The organism is Dysgonomonas sp. Marseille-Q5470, assembly GCF_951230145.1.
Taxonomy (GTDB): domain Bacteria; phylum Bacteroidota; class Bacteroidia; order Bacteroidales; family Dysgonomonadaceae; genus Dysgonomonas.
Genome location: NZ_CATNVE010000003.1, coordinates 575,958 through 594,800, shown reverse-complemented (window position 1 = coordinate 594,800; position 18,843 = coordinate 575,958). Strand labels below are relative to the sequence as shown.

Sequence of the window (18,843 nt, the reverse complement as noted above, 5' to 3'; positions counted from 1 at the left end):
TCTTCTTTTTAATTAATCAGTATCTCCTCCGATGGATAAGTATAATTAGACATCCTCACTTGCTTAAAGAAAGCAATAAGCAGCGTGAGTGTTGTTACACGTCCTATAAACATCAGTATTATCAGCACCAGTTTACTGGCAGAACTTAAACCGGGAGTTATCCCCAGACTCAGCCCGACTGTACTATAGGCCGAAACCGATTCAAATATAATATCTAATAGCCGCAAGCCTTCATCAAAATAGGAAATAAGTAATGAACCTATCCCCAAAACAACAACAGAAAGTGTCATCACCGCAAAAGCTCGTCTTATGGATGTTTCTGATACCTCCCGACTATACACCTCAATATTCTTTCGCCCTTTGGCCAAACTGATAAAGTTCAGAACGGCTATTGCAAATGTACTGGTTTTTATACCTCCTCCCGTAGAGGCAGGAGAAGCTCCGATCCACATCAAGATGATTATAATAATGAGTGACGATAGATGTAACTGATTAAAATCAACTGAATTGAACCCTGCTGTACGGGGCGTTGTCGCTGTAAATAGTGCTGTGACGAATTTCCCGATTCCCTGATGAGAAGCCAGTATATTATTATACTCGTTGATAAAAATAAGGATGGTTCCGATAACAATTAAAGAGATAGTTGTAACCAGATTTATCTTACTTCCCAGTTTCATCACCCAAGGCTTGTAAACGTCTTTTTTATGATTGAAAATCTGTAAGAATGTTCTTCTGATTAAATGTTTCAGGTATTTCAACAAATTGATTACAATCGGGAATCCTAATCCTCCGAGAACAAAAAGGAATATCAGGCTCAATTGGAATCTGTAGTTATCCACATATCCGTTTTCCATGATACCATGGGGCAATGTGGAAAAGCCTGCATTACAAAAAGCGGATATGGAATGAAATACTGAAAAATAAATCCGATCACTCAGACCAGGCATCAAAGCAGAACTTAAACTAGTAAAAATAAAGAAAGCCCCGACAGCTTCAATACCAACTGTTATAATTAATATCCGCTTTAAGGTCTTAAAAATTTCATCAATCTTCTCTATGTTAGAGATATTGCCCATCGTTAATTGATCCTCATAAGACGAGCCTCCCTTAAAGAAGTAGCTGAAATAACTGGCAAAAGTCAATATACCTAAACCGCCGGCCTGAATCATGACCATGATGACTGTTTGTCCGAACAGTGTAAAATCTTTACTTGTATCCAGTGCTACCAGACCTGTTACACAAACTGCACTCGTTGTTGTAAAAAGAGCATCTATCAGGCTGATGCTCCCGGTTGTGGATACCGGTAATAACAGTAAAATTGTCCCGATAAGAATCAGTCCTAAAAAACTGAGAACAAATAAGCGAGCCGGGTTTAATCCTATATATTTTATTCGGGATAACATTATTTATGCTTTACGGAACGGCTTAATGTGATATATCCTAATACTCCGCCAATGATAGAAGCTGCAAAAATACCAATCTTGGCTTGTACCATATATTCGGGATGAGTGAATGCCAAAGAAGTGATAAATAGCGACATGGTAAAACCAATAGATGCCAGCAAACCTAAACCAAACAGATTACGGACATTCATCCCTTGAGGGAATGGTGCGACTTTCAGCTTTATCAACAAAAGAGTAAAGCCAACCACACCTAACACTTTGCCCAATAGTAGGCCTAGAGCTACGCCTAAAGCTATATTCGTACTGAATAGTTGCTCAACATCAATATTGAGTGAAACCCCGGCATTGGCCAGAGCAAATATCGGTATGATAACAAATGTCACTAAAGGATGCATTCGATGTTCTAAGCGTTGCAATGGCGGAATGGCTTTATTGGTATCTATTTTTATTTCTTCCAACAAATGCAACTGGTCATTTGTAAGCGTCGGTATTTCGTTTTTAGGATCGACCTCCCTGAATTTATTCAGATAGTTCTTTATCCGTTCCACAAATAGATTCTCTCTTATTTTCACATCCGCAGGAATCATAAAGGCGGCAATAACAGAAGCTATTGTAGCATGTACTCCTGATAAGAGAAAAGATGTCCACACTCCGAGAATACCAAATATGGCGTAGAACAAAATACTCCGCACACCCATTTTATTGCCAACGAACATAATAAGAGCAAAGCCAAAACCAATAGCAAGGCTCATAAATGAAATATCGGATGTATAGAAAAATGCAATAACCAAGACAGCCCCCAGATCATCAACAATAGCCAATGCTGTTAGAAACACTTTCAGTGATAGTGGTATTTTACTCCCTAACAGATACAAAACACCCAATGCGAAAGCAATATCGGTTGCCATCGGTATTCCCCATCCGTGATGAACTTCTCCTGATGGATTCAGGATAATATAGATAAGTGCGGGTACGAGCATACCGCCGATTGCTGCACCGATAGGCAAAAGGGCTTTACGCGGATTGGATAATTCTCCTCCTACAATCTCCCTTTTGAGTTCTAAGCCCACTACAAAGAAGAAAACAGCCATCAGCCCGTCATTGATCCAGTGATGAATGCTATATTCAAAGAATGGAATGCCATCAAATATAAATCCCAGTTTATGCTCCAATAAATGAAAATAGTCTTCCGACCATGGGGAATTAGCTAAGATCATAGCAATGATAACACTCAGCCCGAGGACTATACCTCCGGCCTTTTCCTGTAATATAAATCGCTGAATGGGTTGAACCACCTTATCGATAGCTTCTTTTTTTTCTCCTGTCATCTATCCGGATTTTATGGAAATGTTGAATATTTTAATAAACATCAAAAATAATTTATTTTTTTCGACTAGAAAAAATATTACCGATTAACTCTATTTTAATAGGCATAGCATACTTATAATGAGTCATTAAACATAAATTAACTTTTAAACAAGCTCTAATTTTACTACTTTTGTTCCTAATACTGGAAAATCCGGTACTGTTCAGGAGTGGTTTTATTATTAGTCTATTACCTTTCTTTCTATATCCTGAACTCTTTTTTTAATCTTATATGACCGAGGAACTATTTATATCATTTGTAATGATGAGTTCTGCTATTGAGGTATATTTTAGATGCTTTATTTAGCATATATTTTTATTTCTCTACCATAATGAATTAAATAGTCTTATTTAGAAAAACATGTCAAGATTTGTTCCCGTTATTATTTATATCTTTTTTTCTTCCAATCTTAATATTTGGGCATCGGATGGGGAGCCTCAAAAAAAAACTATAAAAATAGGTGGAGCTGTACGGTTTAATATTGCTTCAGAAAACTATGAATCTGCTGCTAGGCCTTTAGATTCTTATATTAAATTAGATACATGGTTTTTGTCAGTAGATGCAGGATATGAGGATTTTGATTTAAGTTTTCAATATAGGCTTTATCCCGGATCAAAAGCACATTTTATACATCATGCCTATGTTAGATACAGGTTAAATGATAGTTGGTATGCAAAATTAGGAGTTTTTCAAAAACCATTTGGAATAGCGCCGTCTGCATCTCATTCTTGGTGGTTCCAACTTCCATATTATATGGGACTGGAAGATACTTACGCAACCGGCATAGGTGCTGAATACAAGATCGAGAAGCTATCTGTTGATATGGCATATTTCAGACAGGCTGCACCAAAAGGTTTCTTAAGTTCAGAGTATGAAGATAATACTGTAGGAAACAGCCGTTTTTCATATGCTGTTGTTCCTACAACAGGGCTTACTGGAGCTAACAGAAGTAAAGCTTCCATCCGCGAACTAGACCAATTTAACATGCGTATATGTTATCAATTGACAGAGATCGCAGAAGTTGGCTTATCCGGACAGTTGGGTAGTATCTATAATGAGACCTTAAATAAAAGGAAATGGAACTTGTCCTGGGCGATACACTCAGTATTCAATTATCGAAGATGGAATTTAAAGGCTGAAATTATTGGGTATAATTATAAATCTCAAAATGACAAAGGAGAACTTTTAGATGCCGTACAAATGGCTGCTTATGGCTCTCCTTATGATGTGGCAAGCAAAGGATTTGTATACCTGGCAGGAATATCATATACTATTCCTATAAAAAGGAAATTCATAAAAAGTATAGAAGCATATGTAGATTACTCAATAGCTGACAAAAGTAGAGCCGGATATAACAATACTCATCATTTAATACCCGGAGTATCCATTGCTTCGGGACCTATTTACACATACATAGATATGGCTATAGGAAAGAATCATCCATGGCTTACGAGCAACTTTGGAGAAGGACTTGCACAAGATAGCGATAATGCCAGATGGAATAGCCGTTTTAATATAAATATCGGATATTATTTTTAAAATTAACACATTACAACAAGTAAAAATAAAACAATATATAATATGATAAAAAGCAAATTACCTTTTCGAACGACATTAACCAAATCAGTTGCTCTACCAGGGCTAATTGTTATACTTTTTGTATCCCTTTATTGTGGCTTCTTCCCTGAACAAGCCAATAAATCTCTGTCGGTTGTGAAAACCTATTTTTTTAACAACCTGAGTTGGGTTTATGTATTGATGGTAACTTTGTTCGTTCTATTTCTTATTATTATAGCTTTAAGTAAACTTGGTAATATTCGCTTAGGTTCGGATAATTCCCGGCCCAAGTATAGCTTCTTTTCATGGATAGCAATGCTGTTTGCAGCCGGTATGGGAATCGGGCTTATGTATTTCGGTGTGGCAGAAACAATGTCTCATTATGCAAATCCGGCTATAGACGATACGCTTCAACGAGCAAAAGAAGCCCAATTATACACTTTTTTCCATTGGGGAATACATGCCTGGGCCATATATGCTGTGGTGGGATTAGTACTGGCTTATTTTGCCTATCGTTATAAATTGCCGTTGGCAATACGAAGCGGTTTATATCCTTTGTTGAAAGATAAAATATATGGGCCAATCGGAAATATTGTAGACACTTTTGCGCTATGCAGTACATTTTTCGGAATTGCGACAACTTTGGGATTTGGTGTTGTACAGCTAAATGCAGGATTGCAAAGTATAGGATTGGTGCCAGAGAACAGTTTTACATTTCAGGCTATTATCGTTATTGTAGTCATGGGTATCGCTATATTTTCAGCTTTTACAGGCGTGGATAAAGGTGTGAAGCGATTAAGTGAACTGAATCTGTCTCTCGCTTTTATTCTGATGGTATTTATTTTGATTGCAGGACCAACAATATATATACTTAGCACCTTTAGTGAAGGTATCGGTTATTACATCAGTAATTTAACAAATCTGACCTTCAATACTTTTGCCTATGAAACAGAAGCTCAGGGCTGGTTCTCGGGCTGGACAATTATGTATTGGGCCTGGTGGATATCATGGTCTCCGTTTGTAGGGTTGTTTATTGCACGTATATCGAAAGGGCGTACCATACGTGAGTTTATTATAGCTGTACTACTGATTCCTTCCTTATTCAATTTCTTATGGATGACTATATTTGGCAGTAGTGGTGTTTGGCTGGATAAATTCGTAGCAAATGGAGAGTTGAGCCTATTGGCGAACGATCCGGATACTCTCCTGTTTCGCTTTTTTGAATATTTTCCATTTACAGGCTTATTGAATATAATAGCAATCTTGATGATTGGGGTTTTCTTTGTTACTTCAGCAGACTCCGGTATATTGGTTATGAACAGTATAGCATCCGGTGATAAAAAGAACTCGCCGAAGTGGCAAAATATATTTTGGGGTGTACTACTCATCATTCTCTCTCTTACACTGCTTCGGGCAGGAGGTCTGGCCTCACTGCAGACGATGACTCTCATTTCCGCATTACCCTTTGGGTTGAGTATGCTACTCTTATGTTTTTCTTTATGGAAAGCTTTGCAAATCGATCATTTATTTCATAATACCAAACTGCCCTATGGTAGTATTGCATGGGACGGGAGCAGATGGAAGGAACGGCTGAACAGAATACTAACCTTTTCCCACAAAAGAGATGTCAAGGACTTTTTGAATGGCACGGTAAAAGAAGCATTCTGCGAACTTCAGCAAGAATTATCCGCCAATGATATTGAAGCTGAAATAATAACTGGTAAAAACACTCCTCTATCCATAGAGTTATTCATAAGGCATGATAAAATACGAAATTTCCGATATGGTGTCGTTGCTGAGCCTCAAACGATCTCGGAGTATATGATAGAAGAAGAGAATACTCCAAATGTTGATATGGAAACGCCTTATATCCCGATTACCTATTTTAATGATGGGCGTAAAGGAAATGATATACAGTATATGACAAAAGAGGAAGTGATAGCTGATGTCCTCAGAGAATATGAAAGATTTATAAGTCTCATCTCTGATGATAAAAACGAATTGCTTATTATTGACAAGTAGATAAACCTGAAAAAGAAGGCTGTGAATAAATTAATAGATTCAGGAAGGAATGATCGTCCTGAATCTATTTATTTGCAATCTCTTTCTTTAAACTTTGCTATTTTATTCCTGTCACAGTAATCGAATAAATGCCGACATTACCAGCTTTGTATTTAGCTATCGTCGATTCATCCAAATGCTCCTGTAAAACATCTTCTGGAATGACAACTGTTTTTGTTCGTTCAATCTTTATATCAGCAAAATTAGCCTTTTCAATCTCACCCAAATAATCGTCTTTTTGTATCGCACTGGCAATACAACCCGCATACAAGGAAGCATTATCTGTAAACTCTTTAGGGAATACGCCATTCAGCACAACATCAGAGATACAAAAATGACCTTCTTTTTTCAATACACGATATATTTCTTTAAATATTTTATCTTTTTCGGGTAGCAGATTTAAAACACAATTGCTTACTACTACATCAATAGAATTGGCAGGCAAAGGCATATTTTCAATGTCTCCTTCAATAAATTCGACATTGGTATACCCTCGCTTTGTTGCGTTCTTTCGTGCCTTTTCTATCATTTGTGGCGAAAAGTCAATGCCGATTACTTTTCCTTTTTCTCCGACTTCTGCCCTGGCTATAAAACAGTCGTTACCTGCACCTGAGCCTAAGTCTAAAACTGTATTACCTTCTTTAATGCCTGCATACTCAGTAGGTAGTCCACAGCCTACACCTAAATCAGCATCTACTTCATACCCTTTAAGCCCGCTGTAATCTTCGCTCATGATCGTAAAGACCTTTTTTGAAGGAGTAGCAGGATTCGTTCCACAACAGCAATCGGATTTTAAAGCATCGCTATTCAAAGCCAGTTCGCTATATCTCTGTTTTACCAAAGCTTTCTTTTCTTCGTTCGTGTTCATATTAAAAGTGTTATTTTATTTATAATATTTCTTTCTTAGCCAAAAGGCAATGTTTACCAAAAGTATAAGTACAGGCACTTCAACTAATGGGCCTACTACGCCTGCAAAAGCCTGCCCGCTATGCAAGCCGAAGACTCCTATTGCAACTGCAATAGCCAGTTCAAAGTTATTACCTGTAGCTGTAAATGCGATTGAAGCGTTTTTATCGTAAGATACACCCATTAATTTGCCCGCAAAGAAGCTGAGGAAGAACATCACCACGAAATAGATTAATAACGGTATGGCTATCCGTACTACATCCAATGGGATTTGTACGATCAGTTCACCTTTGAGGCTAAACATTAATACAATGGTAAATAGTAAAGCGATTAAAGTAATTGGTGAAATTGCAGGGATAAACTTATCCTTATACCATTGTTCCCCTTTTATTTTAACCAATATCAAACGGCTTAGAATACCTATCAGGAAAGGAATACCCAAATAGATAGCGACTGTTTCGGCTATTGTACCTATGGATATATCCACGATTGCCCCTTCAAATCCGAATAAGGGAGGAAGTTTTGTTACAAATATCCAGGCATAAAAACTGTAAAAGAATACCTGAAAAATACTGTTCAGGGCAACTAATCCTGCACCGTACTCCGTATTGCCCTCTGCCAGGTCGTTCCATACAAGCACCATCGCTATACATCGTGCAAGACCTATCAGAATAACCCCAACCATGTATTCAGGATAATCGCGTAAAAAAAGAATGGCAAGTAAGAACATTAAGACAGGCCCGATAATCCAATTCAGAATTAACGAAATAGATAATATCTTTACGTTAGAAAACACTTTTGGCAGTTGTTTGTAATCTACTTTTGCCAATGGCGGGTACATCATCAGGATAAGACCGATTGCCAGAGGAATATTTGTTGTCCCACTCGACATGGAATCTATGTAGTTACTGAAAGAAGGTATAAAATATCCCAATCCTACACCGATAGCCATCGCAAGGAATATCCAAAGTGTTAAGTTCTTATCTAAGAAACTCATTTTCTTTTTACTCATGACCTTTTATCTTATCGGTGTATAATTCATAAAAAGCTATTTTGATTTCATCCCTTACCCTGATATACTCGGATTGAATAAATTCGGCTGTTCCCGTAGCTTCGGAAGGATCGTCAAAGCCGATATGCAGACGGTTCTTTACTTTTCCCGAGAATGCAGGACAGCTTTCATTTGCTCCACCGCAAACAGTAATCACATAGTCCCACTCATCATTCATATATTGCTCTACACTATCGGATGTATGGTGCGAAATATCTACACCTGCATCCTGCATGACTTCTATTGCCTTTGAGTTTACTTTTCCGCTTGCTTTTGTCCCTGCGGAATAAACAGACAATGAAGGATCGAATGATTGTAAAAATCCATGAGCCATCTGGCTGCGGCAACTATTTCCCGTACATAGAATTAAAATTCTCATATTGTTTATAATTTCGTATTTACACTAACAGTTCCTATTTCGTCGAATAACGAATATATCTCTTAAAAAAATATCAGGATAAAACTTTTGACATTTTATAGTTTGTCATGGAGATACCAATGCAAACGGTCTGTTGTTCCAGAATAACATAGCCTTTTTTTGAGAAGAAAGGCTCGGCTGTAATACTGACATCAGCAGTTATTTCTGAAATATCTTTCAACCGTGCATATTCTTCAATCTTTTTAAGTAAGAATGTTGCAATCCCTTTGCCCTGATAGTCTTTATGGACAAACATAGAATTTAAATATCCTGACAATTTTAAGGCGGCAAACCCTAATATCGTATCGTTTTCCTCAGCAAGTATAAAGTATTGCTCATTTATCCGCTCCTCCCATACACTCGCTTCTTCTCCTCTTGCAGCCCAGCATCCGACCTGTTCGGGTGTATAGTCTTTCAGATTGACTGAAAGGATAGTTGAACGAAACAGCTCTTTAATAGCAGGGATATCCTTTTTTGTTGCAAACCTGATGTCCATCATATCAGCAAATATCGTCTGTTTTCTGTAATTGGGTAAAAAAGCCACTAAACAGTTCTTTGGCTTTATTCCAGTTCTCGTTATTGATACAATATTTCACGGTGGGTAATGTAATTGTTCCCTGAATCAATCCTGCATCTTTCAGTTCGTTCAGATGCTGTGACAGCGTGCTTTTGGCAATCGGTAACACCTCTGACATATCGCCATGATAGCAGCATGACTCATTGGCAAGCATTTCAAGTATGGCAATACGAATAGGATGTCCTAATGCTTTAGCAAAGCGTGCTAATTGCTCCTGATCGGCTGTTAATTCTTTCTTTGACATAGACTCGATATTTATTGTTCGCAAATATACGAATAAAGATCGGATTCGCAAGATTGCGAATGTTTATTTTGTAAATTATCTTAGAGAGAAATATCCAGATATTAATCTAAAGTTTTCAAAGAGTAACGAAAGAGGAAAAGTTTTTTAGTATCTTAACTTTGACTATATAGTATCATTTTTTTACTACTACATAAATTCTATTTGAAGATGAAAATCTAAGAAATTCAGTTCTCTAAAACGAAAATTTTATATCTTTACAAAAGATAAGTTGCTCTTTATATATTGAGGAAATTAAGCATATCTAAGAACTAAGCTGGTTTCTAAATCGTTACCTGTTTTAAAACGAAGGTCGTGTAATCTGTTGATTAATAGCTAAAAAAAGTTTTCACTGTGTCTTGCAACATGGAAGCTCAATTCCTTATCAATTCCACATAAAGAACCGATTTCCTTCAAATACGCATTTACCTTTTGATTGCTTGGAACCGGAAGTACACGATCATCAGATAATGCTCCCTCATATTTATCCAGTATCTTCTGAGGAATATCAAGTAAAGGAATAGTAAAAGACACCCCTGTTTTCTCTCTTTTACCTATTAACCATAATTTATCATCAAAAGAGATACGAATATTTTCTTTCCGCAGATTTTTCACATCAATATAAGCCAACCCACAAAAACAGGAGAAAATAAAAATATCCCGAATCTGATCCAGGCGCTTTATCGTTATCTTCTTGTTAATGATGGATTCTATCTCGTTCTGTGTTAAATAACCCCGATCGACTTTTTTGATCCTGATCTTATAATTTATAAACGGATCGCTCTTTAACCACCCATTATTCTTGGCTATAATAACAATTCGTTTAAAAAACTGCATAAATTTAGCTGTTGTATTCGGATTGCATCCAGCTGTGGTCAAGAGGTAAACCTCAAAATCAGTTATAAAAATAAAGTCGATCTCTTTTAAGGCAACATCCGATCGATTGTATTTCTCTTTGATGAAAGAAGTCAGATGTTTTCTGGTAACTTCGTACTTTTGGTAAGTAGCCTTACTTTTATTTATGCCGATCAGTTTCTCAACATCTTCATTATGCTTCCTAAAAAGGTCAAGCAGCATCTGCTGTTGAATTTCAACACCAAAGAAGATATTCTTAATACGTTCAGGGGTAACAGAAACTTCTCTTTCCAGTAGTTCTCTGTAAATCTTAGTCATCGTAGCCTTGATACTGTCAAGCACTGAGTTTGTGTTAATGACTTCCCGTGTTTTTCCGACAAGTTTACCTGCCGTTACATTCCATAATTTAGGATCAACATCAACTTTTGTTCCAAACTGGATCGATTTTCCATTCACGGTAATTCGTCCCATAAGCGGCATCTTACCGTTTGCTTTTAATCCATTCTTTTTTCCATAAAAAAGGATACTGAATGTGGTCTTTTTCATAACTCAAAATTTAATTTCAAAAATACATTCAACAATCAAATAATGAGATAAATACAGACTTCCAAAAATGGACTTTAAACTGCCTAAATCAGACAAATCGTAACCTATTTTGATTTTCTGACAATAGGTTACGAATAGGTTACGCAGCTATGTCAAAAAATGGCTTTTTTATGGCTTCTATATGAAACGGGGATAAACGAAAAAGCCCCACAAATCACTGATTTGTAGGACTTTCCTTATTTTTGGCTTCTTTTGTCTTAGCCTTTCCGCGGAGAGAGAGGGATTCGAACCCCCGGAACCTCGCAGTTCAACGGTTTTCAAGACCGCCGCAATCGACCACTCTGCCATCTCTCCAATATTTTTGCTTATCGATATTTCCTCTAAAGCGATGCAAATGTATGTCTTTTTTTTGTTTCCACAAACAATTCTATCAACTTTTATATACGTTTTTCACAACAAGCTCAGTATCAACATTTATTAATTGGGAATTTTAAAGAGTTTATTCGAGATACTGTTCTATTATTATAGCCTTAGATCAATTTTGTTTAGTTAAAAAATCTTTATACCTTTGTAAGAATCAATTTATTCATTTTTCAGAAAATAAAGTCATGTAATTGTTCAGTATAGAATAGATACTGGAATTCTTTCCTTTTATTATTCCTTCTTGAGTCTTACCTCACGGGCTATATTTATTATACATTTTATTAACTAAAACAATTGCATTATATTTTCACAAAGATATGATTCTGTATGTCTTTTCATTTTATAGAACTATATGTAATGGCAACCTAAATCTTATATATATTGAACAGAAATCTAAAAAACAAATGACCGTTGGGCTCACAATAAAAAAACGAGAAATGTCAGTTTGAGATGAAGCCCGTTAATAAGGGAATGACTCTTCCGGCTGAATAAAACTAGAAATTATGGAAAAAATTTGGAAATTAACACAAGATAAAAGTTGGAATACCCTTGAAAAAAAATTTGATTGGGTAGAGGATATGAAAGAAGTTCCGCAACATAAGATACATCATAAAGAAGGTAACGTAGCAACTCATACACAGATGGTCTTAGATGAATTGACGAAATCGGAAGAATACAAATCCCTATCGGAACAAGATCAAGAAATACTTTGGGTAAGTGCCCTATTACATGATGTAGAAAAACGTTCAACATCTCTTGACGAAGGTTTTGGCAAGGTATCAGCAAATGGACATGCTCGGAGAGGAGAATATACAGCACGTACAGTCTTATTTCGAGATGTCCCTACACCGTTTCATATCCGTGAAAGAATTGCATCCTTTGTACGTTACCATGGCCTGCCTCTTTGGCTATTAGAAAAAGTAGAACCTGCAAAAAAGATCCATGAAGTGTCTTTAAGGATAAGCACTTCGCAATTAAAAACACTAGCCGAGGCTGATGCCAAAGGTAGAATATGTAATAACTTACCACAATTACTTGAATCTCTTGAGCTTTTTGAACTGTTTTGTAAAGAGCAGGAATGTTGGGGAAAAGCTTTAGAGTTTGAAAATCCGAATGCACGATTTCAATATTTCGACTCGATAGACGGATATATCGGCTATGTTCCGTTTGATAACTTCAAAAGTGAAGTTACGATACTTTCAGGTCTACCAGGGATGGGAAAAGATCACTATATACAATCTTTAAATACAGATATTCCGGTTATAAGCCTCGATGCTATTCGCAAAAAGTATAAATTAAGCCCGACAGATAGATCTGCTACAGGGAAAGTAGTTCAAGAAGCAAAAGAACAAGCTCGCGTATATCTTCGAAAAGGACAAAATTTCATCTGGAATGCAACTAATATTACACGGCTAATGCGTCAACAATTAGTAGATCTTTTTACTTTATATGATGCAAAAGTCAAAATAGTATATTTAGAAAAGTCTTACGCCAAATGGCGTGCTCAAAATCTAAATAGAGAGGATCTTTTACCTGAAAAAGTATTGGATAAAATGCTACAAAAGTTAGAAATCCCACAATTGGTAGAAGCTCATGAAGTAGAATATATTGTAGAATAGTAAATTCGATGATTAAAATACTTTAAAGACTAGATAAAGAAAAATAAAATATAGGTATAGAATATCTATACCTATATTTTATTCTGATTATCTCGAAAATAAGAGATAATGAAATTTATACTTTTCACAAGTTAAGACTGATGATATATTCGACAGTATCAAAAAAAAGTAATAACCTTAGTTTCCAAAAGTAAAGCTTCCACGGAGAAGTCCAACCAAATCATCTTTACCCTGTCTATGTATATAGTGCAATGCGGGTTGAATCGAAATATGTGAAGTGATTATATATTTATATGACATTTCCAAAGCCGTTTCTGCTCCCTGTGAAGTATTTGCTCTGAAAACATTTAATCCGACAGTATCCTGTCCTTTTCTTCCGAATAAATTATTCATAACGACTCCCACCCCGTAGTATAAATAACATTCGTTGCTTTTCCTTGGGGCATATCCTAACTGAGCAACAATTCCTAGTTCTTGTTTATCTGTTTGCAATATAGATTGTTCGGTCAACATATACAATGAATATCTTAAAGACTCTTCGGGGAGTTTATCCAAAACCACCCCTGCTGCATAAAACCCATCTAAAGGCATATATGCAAATTGAGTGATATTGACGAATCCATATTTCTTTGGATTAAATTTAAAGTTAAAAATCAATGCTTTATTTACATTATCTAAATTATTATAATATGAATTTTTGACATTAATAACTCCTTTCGTATATTCTGTATGCAATCCGATAGCTCCAAGTGGATAGTTTGGTACACTATAGTTGATAGAGATGGTGGGAAAGATTCCTGCCGAACTATTTGTAAAGAAAGAAGAATACGGACTATTAAAATAATCTAAGTTCATATTTCGTATCCCTGCAAACAAACTAAAGTCCCCGAAGGTTTGCTGATAACCAAATTTTGAGCATACAAGCCAAAAGTTATCTTCTTCTATATTGGAAAAGGTTAAAAAATCATTTGCTATATTGTGAGAAAATGTTCTTCCTACCGACCAAAATGCAATATCAAACGATCCGTTTTTCCACCATTTATCTGTTCTAAGGGAAGCCTCCATGCTCAATAAATTCACATATTTCACATCTTTTTCGCGGGCATCTGTTATATTGTATTGTAGTTCTCCTACATTGTTTACTTCATACTTTAGTATTTGATCTTGTCCCCAAATTGAGATAAAATAGTACAAAGACATACATATAATAAAAATTTTCTTCATTGTGCAGCTTTTAAATATTCTCATATTCAGGGTGCGAAGATATATTCTTCAGACTAAACAACAGCCCAATAAACATATAAAAAATTAATATTATTCTTAATAGAGGCGAATAGTATTAATAATAAATAAAGAGCGAGAATATAAAATCACTCCTTTATTTTAACAAATACCAAACGCGAATGTCCCTTTTCGCTCTTGCGTTCATCCATTTCAAAATGCTTACTTTGAGCTTTAACCAAGGCGGCAAGCTTTGAAAAGCCGTAATTGCGTGAATCAAAATCAGGACGCTTCTTTATAACGAGATTACCCATATCACCCAAGTAAGCCCACCCATCATCATCGGCAAGGTCTCTAATGGTACTCTTTAATAGATTTATCAACTTTTTATTTACAGGTTCAACAGTCTTTTCCTGTTGTTTCTTAACTGTAGACGCAGGAGACTCCGTTTCGTTATTATCATCTGAATCTCGTATAATCTCTATATAAATAAACTTATCACAAGCTACAATAAATGGACTAGGCGTTTTCTTTTCTCCAATACCTATTACTTGCATACCGGACTCTCTCAGCCTCACGGCTAAACGCGTAAAATCACTATCGCTGGATACCAGACAGAAACCATCAACCCGACCACCATGCAAAATATCCATAGCATCGATAATCATTGCCGAATCGGTAGCATTCTTACCTGTTGTATAACTATATTGCTGTATTGGAGTTATTGCATGCTCCAACAAAGGTTGCTTCCACCCCGAAACGCTAGGCTTTGTCCAGTCCCCATAAATTCTTTTGATAGTTGGCACACCTATTTTAGCAATTTCATCAAGCATGCCCTTTATATTCGAGTAAGGCACATTATCGGCATCGATAAGTACAGCCAAGTTTAAATCTCTCTTTTCTATCATATATTTTAATTTAGCTTTCGAAGTATAGCGTATCTGTATATTGATAGTTCAAATTTATAAAACTTATCTTACTAATAAGCTCAATTGTAGCATAATATTCTTAACATGCTGTTTTCTTTAAAACAAATAAAACAATCACAAAGAATCCTTAAATGGAGCTAGTAGTTCCAACATATCATTATGAAGCAATGAATTGGATGCCAATATATCATGCCCTTTCCTGAATAAAGAACTACCGGTAAAATTTGTAACAGCCCCTCCTGCTTGAAGCACAATTAATGCCCCTGCCATAAAATCCCACGGTTTAATATATGCTTCAGCCCACGCATCGAACCTCCCTGCGGCAACGTAACACATCGACATAGCAGCTGAACCATTTATCCGCACACTCGAAACCTTCCCATACAATGAATCCATCAAATGATTAACGACCGATTTGTAATCGCCTGCATTATAAGGAAGGTCTAAGCCGATAAAAGCTTGCCCCATATTGTCCGTATCAGAAACGTGTATTTGGGTCTCATTCAGGAAAGAGTTACTACCTTTCCAAGCATAGAAGCATTCATCTCTACAGACTTCGTAAACCACACCTAACAATATTTCGGTATCACTAGTCAGAGCTATGCTCACGCAGTAAGGGGCGTTGTCTTGTATATAATTGGTAGTACCGTCCAAAGGATCGATAACCCAATAATAATCTTTCTTCTCAAACGCAACAGTATCTTCTTCCGTAATAAACCCCGCTTGAGGCAGAAGCTGTGACAATCTGGCAACTAATAGCTTTTCTGTTTCCTTGTCAACATACGAAACATAATCATGTGCATTTTTCTCCTCTACCCTATCCTTACGAAAGGTTTTCCTTTCTTGTGCTAAAAAGTGCCCTCCTTCTTTAGCTATTTTGCAGACTTCTGATGTAAGAAATTCTAAATTCATAATCTAACCCTTAATTATAGAAGCAATAATATAATTAACATCTAAAGCTAATAAATTAAAAAGGCCATCTCAAATCTAATATGAGACAGCCTCCGTGCAATATTGCATTATGCTTTTATTTAGCTGCTTCAATTGACTGTTTACGAAACTCTTTTAGAGCTTTTTCTATGTCAAGTGAAATTTTTCTAGCACGTTGGCCAGCTGCTTTATTACCGTTTTCGATTTGTGAAGCTGCGTCTTTAGAGAATGCGGCAAAATCTTGATTTAATTTTTCTACTAAATTTTTCATTTGTTTTTCTATTTAAAAAGTTCAGACAAAGATAATCTGATTTTAATAACAATTATAACGAACCAGAGTTTAAAAATAGGCTTAAAAACATAATTTTCTTGTTATTTTATGCCGTTTTCATTGATAGTTGTACTCTTTTTCGAGATGTGTCAACAGACAATACCCTGACTTCCACATGTTGATGTAACGAAACAACCTCTGTCGGATCGGAAACGAAGCGGTCAGCCAGTTCTGAGACATGAACCAAACCATTTTCTTTTATACCTACATCCACAAAGCACCCGAAGTTTGTAATATTAGTCACAATACCCGGCAATGTCATCCCCTCTCTGAGATCCTCTATCGTTTTTATATTCGGATCAAACTCAAAAACCTTAATACCCTTACGAGGATCACGTCCGGGCTTATCCAGCTCATCCATTATATCATTTAATGTTGGCAAACCGACTTTACCCGATACATATTTTTCAAGCTTAAGAGACTTCTTCAAGTCCTTATTATCGATCAAATCTTTTACCGTACACTTAAGATCCTTAGCCATACTTTCTACTACATGGTAGCTTTCAGGATGCACGGCAGAATTATCTAAAGGGTTTTCTGCTCCCGCTATTCTCAAAAATCCGGCACACTGCTCAAAAGCCTTTTCACCCATACGAGGCACTTTTATCAGTTCTTTACGAGACCGGAACGCTCCATTAGAAGCACGATAGTCTACAATATTTTGAGCCAAAGCAGGCCCCAAACCGGAAACATAGGTCAAAAGGTGCTTACTCGCAGTATTTACGTTTACTCCAACAAGGTTTACACAACTTTCTACGGTAAGATCCAATGATTTTTTCAACTTAGTTTGATCCACATCATGTTGATATTGACCTACTCCAATCGACTTCGGATCTATTTTTACAAGTTCGGCCAACGGGTCCATCAATCGGCGACCAATCGACACTGCCCCTCTTACCGTAACATCATAATCAGGGAATTCTTCTCTTGCAACCTTTGACGCAGAGTAAATAGATGCTCCGTTCTCACTGACAACAAACACCTGCACTTCTTTCTCATAGCGAAGATTTGTAATAAAGTGCTCTGTCTCACGGCTTGCTGTTCCGTTTCCTATGGCAATAGCATCTATATTATAAGTCGTTACTAATTTCACCACCTTACTCCCTGCTTTAGACATTTCTTTCTGAGGAGGATGTGGATATATAGTTTCATTGTGAAGCAAATTTCCCTCGGCATCAAGACACACTAGTTTGCAGCCTGTACGATACCCGGGATCGATACCCAATACTCTCTTTTCTCCTAGTGGAGCAGCAAGCAGTAATTGGCGGAGATTTTCGGTAAATACATGTATCGAGTCTTCATCTGCTTTCTCTTTCGACGAGGCGCCAAACTCTGTTTCTATCGAAGGCTTCAAGAGGCGTTTATAACCATCTTCGATTGCATCAGCAACATAGTTCGTTGCTTCGTTATCGTTATCTCCTTTCAGAAAGCGTTTATCCAACCTCTCTAAGGCGGCATCCTCGTCGGGTGCAATATTTACCCTGAGAAAACCTTCCGATTCACCTCTGCGTATAGCCAATATTCTATGAGAAGGAACTTTATTCAGCTTTTCTGAAAAATCGAAATAATCTCGATATTTATCCCCTTCTTCTTCTTTTCCTTTTACAACTTTTGATGTTAAAACTGCCTCACGCTGAAAAAGGTTGCGAATAGAATTACGGGCATATTCATCCTCATTTATCTGTTCGGCAATTATATCACATGCTCCAGCAATAGCTTCTTTTACATCCTTGACATCCCCTTTAACAAAAGCCTGAGCCTTAGACTGCACATCAATCCTTTGCTGAAGCATAATAATATTCGCTAAAGGTTCCAAACCCTTCTTCCTTGCTATTTCAGCTCGTGTTTGGCGTTTTGGCTTATATGGCAAATAAATATCTTCAAGTTCCGATGAGTTCCAACAATTCTCTATGCGATTTTTCAGTTCAGGTGTTAACTTTTCCTGCTCTTCTATCGACTTTAAGATTGTTTCCCTACGTTTTACGAGCTCATTTAGTTTATCATTCTGCTCTTTTATTGCAGTTATCTGAACTTCGTCAAGACCTCCGGTTACCTCTTTACGATAACGACTGATGAAAGGTATTGTAGCACCCGATTCGAGTAAATCCACAGTTTTCGACACCTGAGACTCCTTAATATTTAAGGTCGAAGCAATTATACTTTTAATTGACATAGTTTTCTTTATTTCAATATATTTTATTCTTCAGCTTTTTGTTAAAAAGTAACACCTTTCTACTCATTTTTATTTGTCACCTTTCTATAATACGATCTCAATTTTAACAATACAAATATAAAATATAAAGCGATTAAATAAAAAATGAATCATAAGTTAAGCTGAATAAAAATAATACGTTAAATATAGCTCCTTAT

At 36.4% G+C, this 18,843-nt stretch carries 16 protein-coding genes and 1 tRNA gene; 3 read left to right on the top strand and 14 right to left on the bottom strand.

What is annotated here, in order from left to right; genetic code table 11:
* Positions 1–8 precede the first annotated feature (8 nt).
* Positions 9–1,403, bottom strand: coding sequence for a TrkH family potassium uptake protein (locus tag QOX35_RS08500; RefSeq protein ID WP_108821998.1), 1,395 nt, complete (start codon positions 1,401–1,403; stop codon positions 9–11).
* Positions 1,403–2,731 carry a Na+/H+ antiporter NhaA gene (gene nhaA / locus QOX35_RS08495; protein ID WP_080904973.1) on the bottom strand — a complete coding sequence of 443 codons (1,329 nt, stop codon included), beginning with the start codon at positions 2,729–2,731 and terminating at the stop codon, positions 1,403–1,405. Before nhaA ends, QOX35_RS08500 begins: the two co-directional genes overlap by 1 nt.
* Before the next feature lie 398 nt (positions 2,732–3,129).
* On the opposite strand from nhaA, the gene QOX35_RS08490 reads away from it, so the two are divergent.
* A complete protein-coding gene (locus QOX35_RS08490; RefSeq protein ID WP_080904972.1) occupies positions 3,130–4,308 on the top strand; it encodes a hypothetical protein in 1,179 nt (392 codons plus the stop codon).
* 42 nt (positions 4,309–4,350) lie between these two features.
* A complete protein-coding gene (locus QOX35_RS08485; protein ID WP_283686571.1) occupies positions 4,351–6,348 on the top strand; it encodes a BCCT family transporter in 1,998 nt (665 codons plus the stop codon).
* Between the two features lie 97 nt (positions 6,349–6,445).
* Here the strand turns inward: QOX35_RS08485 and arsM are convergent, their stop codons facing one another.
* From arsM to QOX35_RS08450, 7 genes are all read right to left on the bottom strand, one after another.
* Positions 6,446–7,255 (bottom strand): arsenite methyltransferase, encoded by an 810-nt coding sequence (arsM, locus tag QOX35_RS08480; RefSeq protein WP_283686570.1) that lies wholly within the window; start codon positions 7,253–7,255, stop codon positions 6,446–6,448.
* A gap of 15 nt (positions 7,256–7,270) precedes the next feature.
* Positions 7,271–8,305: an ACR3 family arsenite efflux transporter gene (gene arsB / locus QOX35_RS08475; protein ID WP_026625800.1), complete on the bottom strand. Its 1,035-nt coding sequence runs from the start codon at positions 8,303–8,305 to the stop codon at positions 7,271–7,273.
* Positions 8,298–8,723 (bottom strand): arsenate reductase ArsC, encoded by a 426-nt coding sequence (locus QOX35_RS08470; RefSeq protein WP_026625801.1) that lies wholly within the window; start codon positions 8,721–8,723, stop codon positions 8,298–8,300. Before QOX35_RS08470 ends, arsB begins: the two co-directional genes overlap by 8 nt.
* A gap of 73 nt (positions 8,724–8,796) precedes the next feature.
* On the bottom strand, positions 8,797–9,261 hold the full coding sequence (locus tag QOX35_RS08465; protein ID WP_026625802.1) for a GNAT family N-acetyltransferase: 465 nt from the start codon (positions 9,259–9,261) through the stop codon (positions 8,797–8,799).
* 1 nt (position 9,262) lies between these two features.
* Entirely contained in the window at positions 9,263–9,583 is a 321-nt protein-coding gene (locus tag QOX35_RS08460; RefSeq protein ID WP_026625803.1) for an ArsR/SmtB family transcription factor, read from the bottom strand.
* A gap of 372 nt (positions 9,584–9,955) precedes the next feature.
* Positions 9,956–11,020 (bottom strand): site-specific integrase, encoded by a 1,065-nt coding sequence (locus QOX35_RS08455; protein WP_283686569.1) that lies wholly within the window; start codon positions 11,018–11,020, stop codon positions 9,956–9,958.
* Positions 11,021–11,289: 269 nt separating this feature from the next.
* A tRNA-Ser gene (locus QOX35_RS08450) sits at positions 11,290–11,374 on the bottom strand.
* A gap of 572 nt (positions 11,375–11,946) precedes the next feature.
* Here QOX35_RS08450 and QOX35_RS08445 point away from each other — a divergent pair.
* Complete coding sequence (locus tag QOX35_RS08445; protein ID WP_283686568.1) at positions 11,947–13,062, top strand: AAA family ATPase; 1,116 nt, start codon at positions 11,947–11,949, stop codon at positions 13,060–13,062.
* Between the two features lie 177 nt (positions 13,063–13,239).
* On the opposite strand, the gene QOX35_RS08440 is transcribed toward QOX35_RS08445, so the two are convergent.
* From QOX35_RS08440 to QOX35_RS08420, 5 genes are all read right to left on the bottom strand, one after another.
* The gene (locus tag QOX35_RS08440; protein ID WP_283686567.1) at positions 13,240–14,286 is read right to left on the bottom strand and encodes a carbohydrate porin; all 1,047 of its coding nucleotides are present in this window, start codon (positions 14,284–14,286) and stop codon (positions 13,240–13,242) included.
* Between the two features lie 146 nt (positions 14,287–14,432).
* Complete coding sequence (locus QOX35_RS08435; protein ID WP_006842764.1) at positions 14,433–15,191, bottom strand: NYN domain-containing protein; 759 nt, start codon at positions 15,189–15,191, stop codon at positions 14,433–14,435.
* Between the two features lie 135 nt (positions 15,192–15,326).
* Positions 15,327–16,124 carry an inositol monophosphatase family protein gene (locus QOX35_RS08430; RefSeq protein WP_283686566.1) on the bottom strand — a complete coding sequence of 266 codons (798 nt, stop codon included), beginning with the start codon at positions 16,122–16,124 and terminating at the stop codon, positions 15,327–15,329.
* A 115-nt stretch (positions 16,125–16,239) separates the two neighbouring features.
* On the bottom strand, positions 16,240–16,413 hold the full coding sequence (locus QOX35_RS08425) for a BF3379 family histone-like protein (protein WP_006842762.1): 174 nt from the start codon (positions 16,411–16,413) through the stop codon (positions 16,240–16,242).
* Positions 16,414–16,519: 106 nt separating this feature from the next.
* A complete protein-coding gene (locus QOX35_RS08420; RefSeq protein ID WP_283686565.1) occupies positions 16,520–18,646 on the bottom strand; it encodes a Tex family protein in 2,127 nt (708 codons plus the stop codon).
* Between the last annotated feature and the right edge of the window lie 197 nt (positions 18,647–18,843).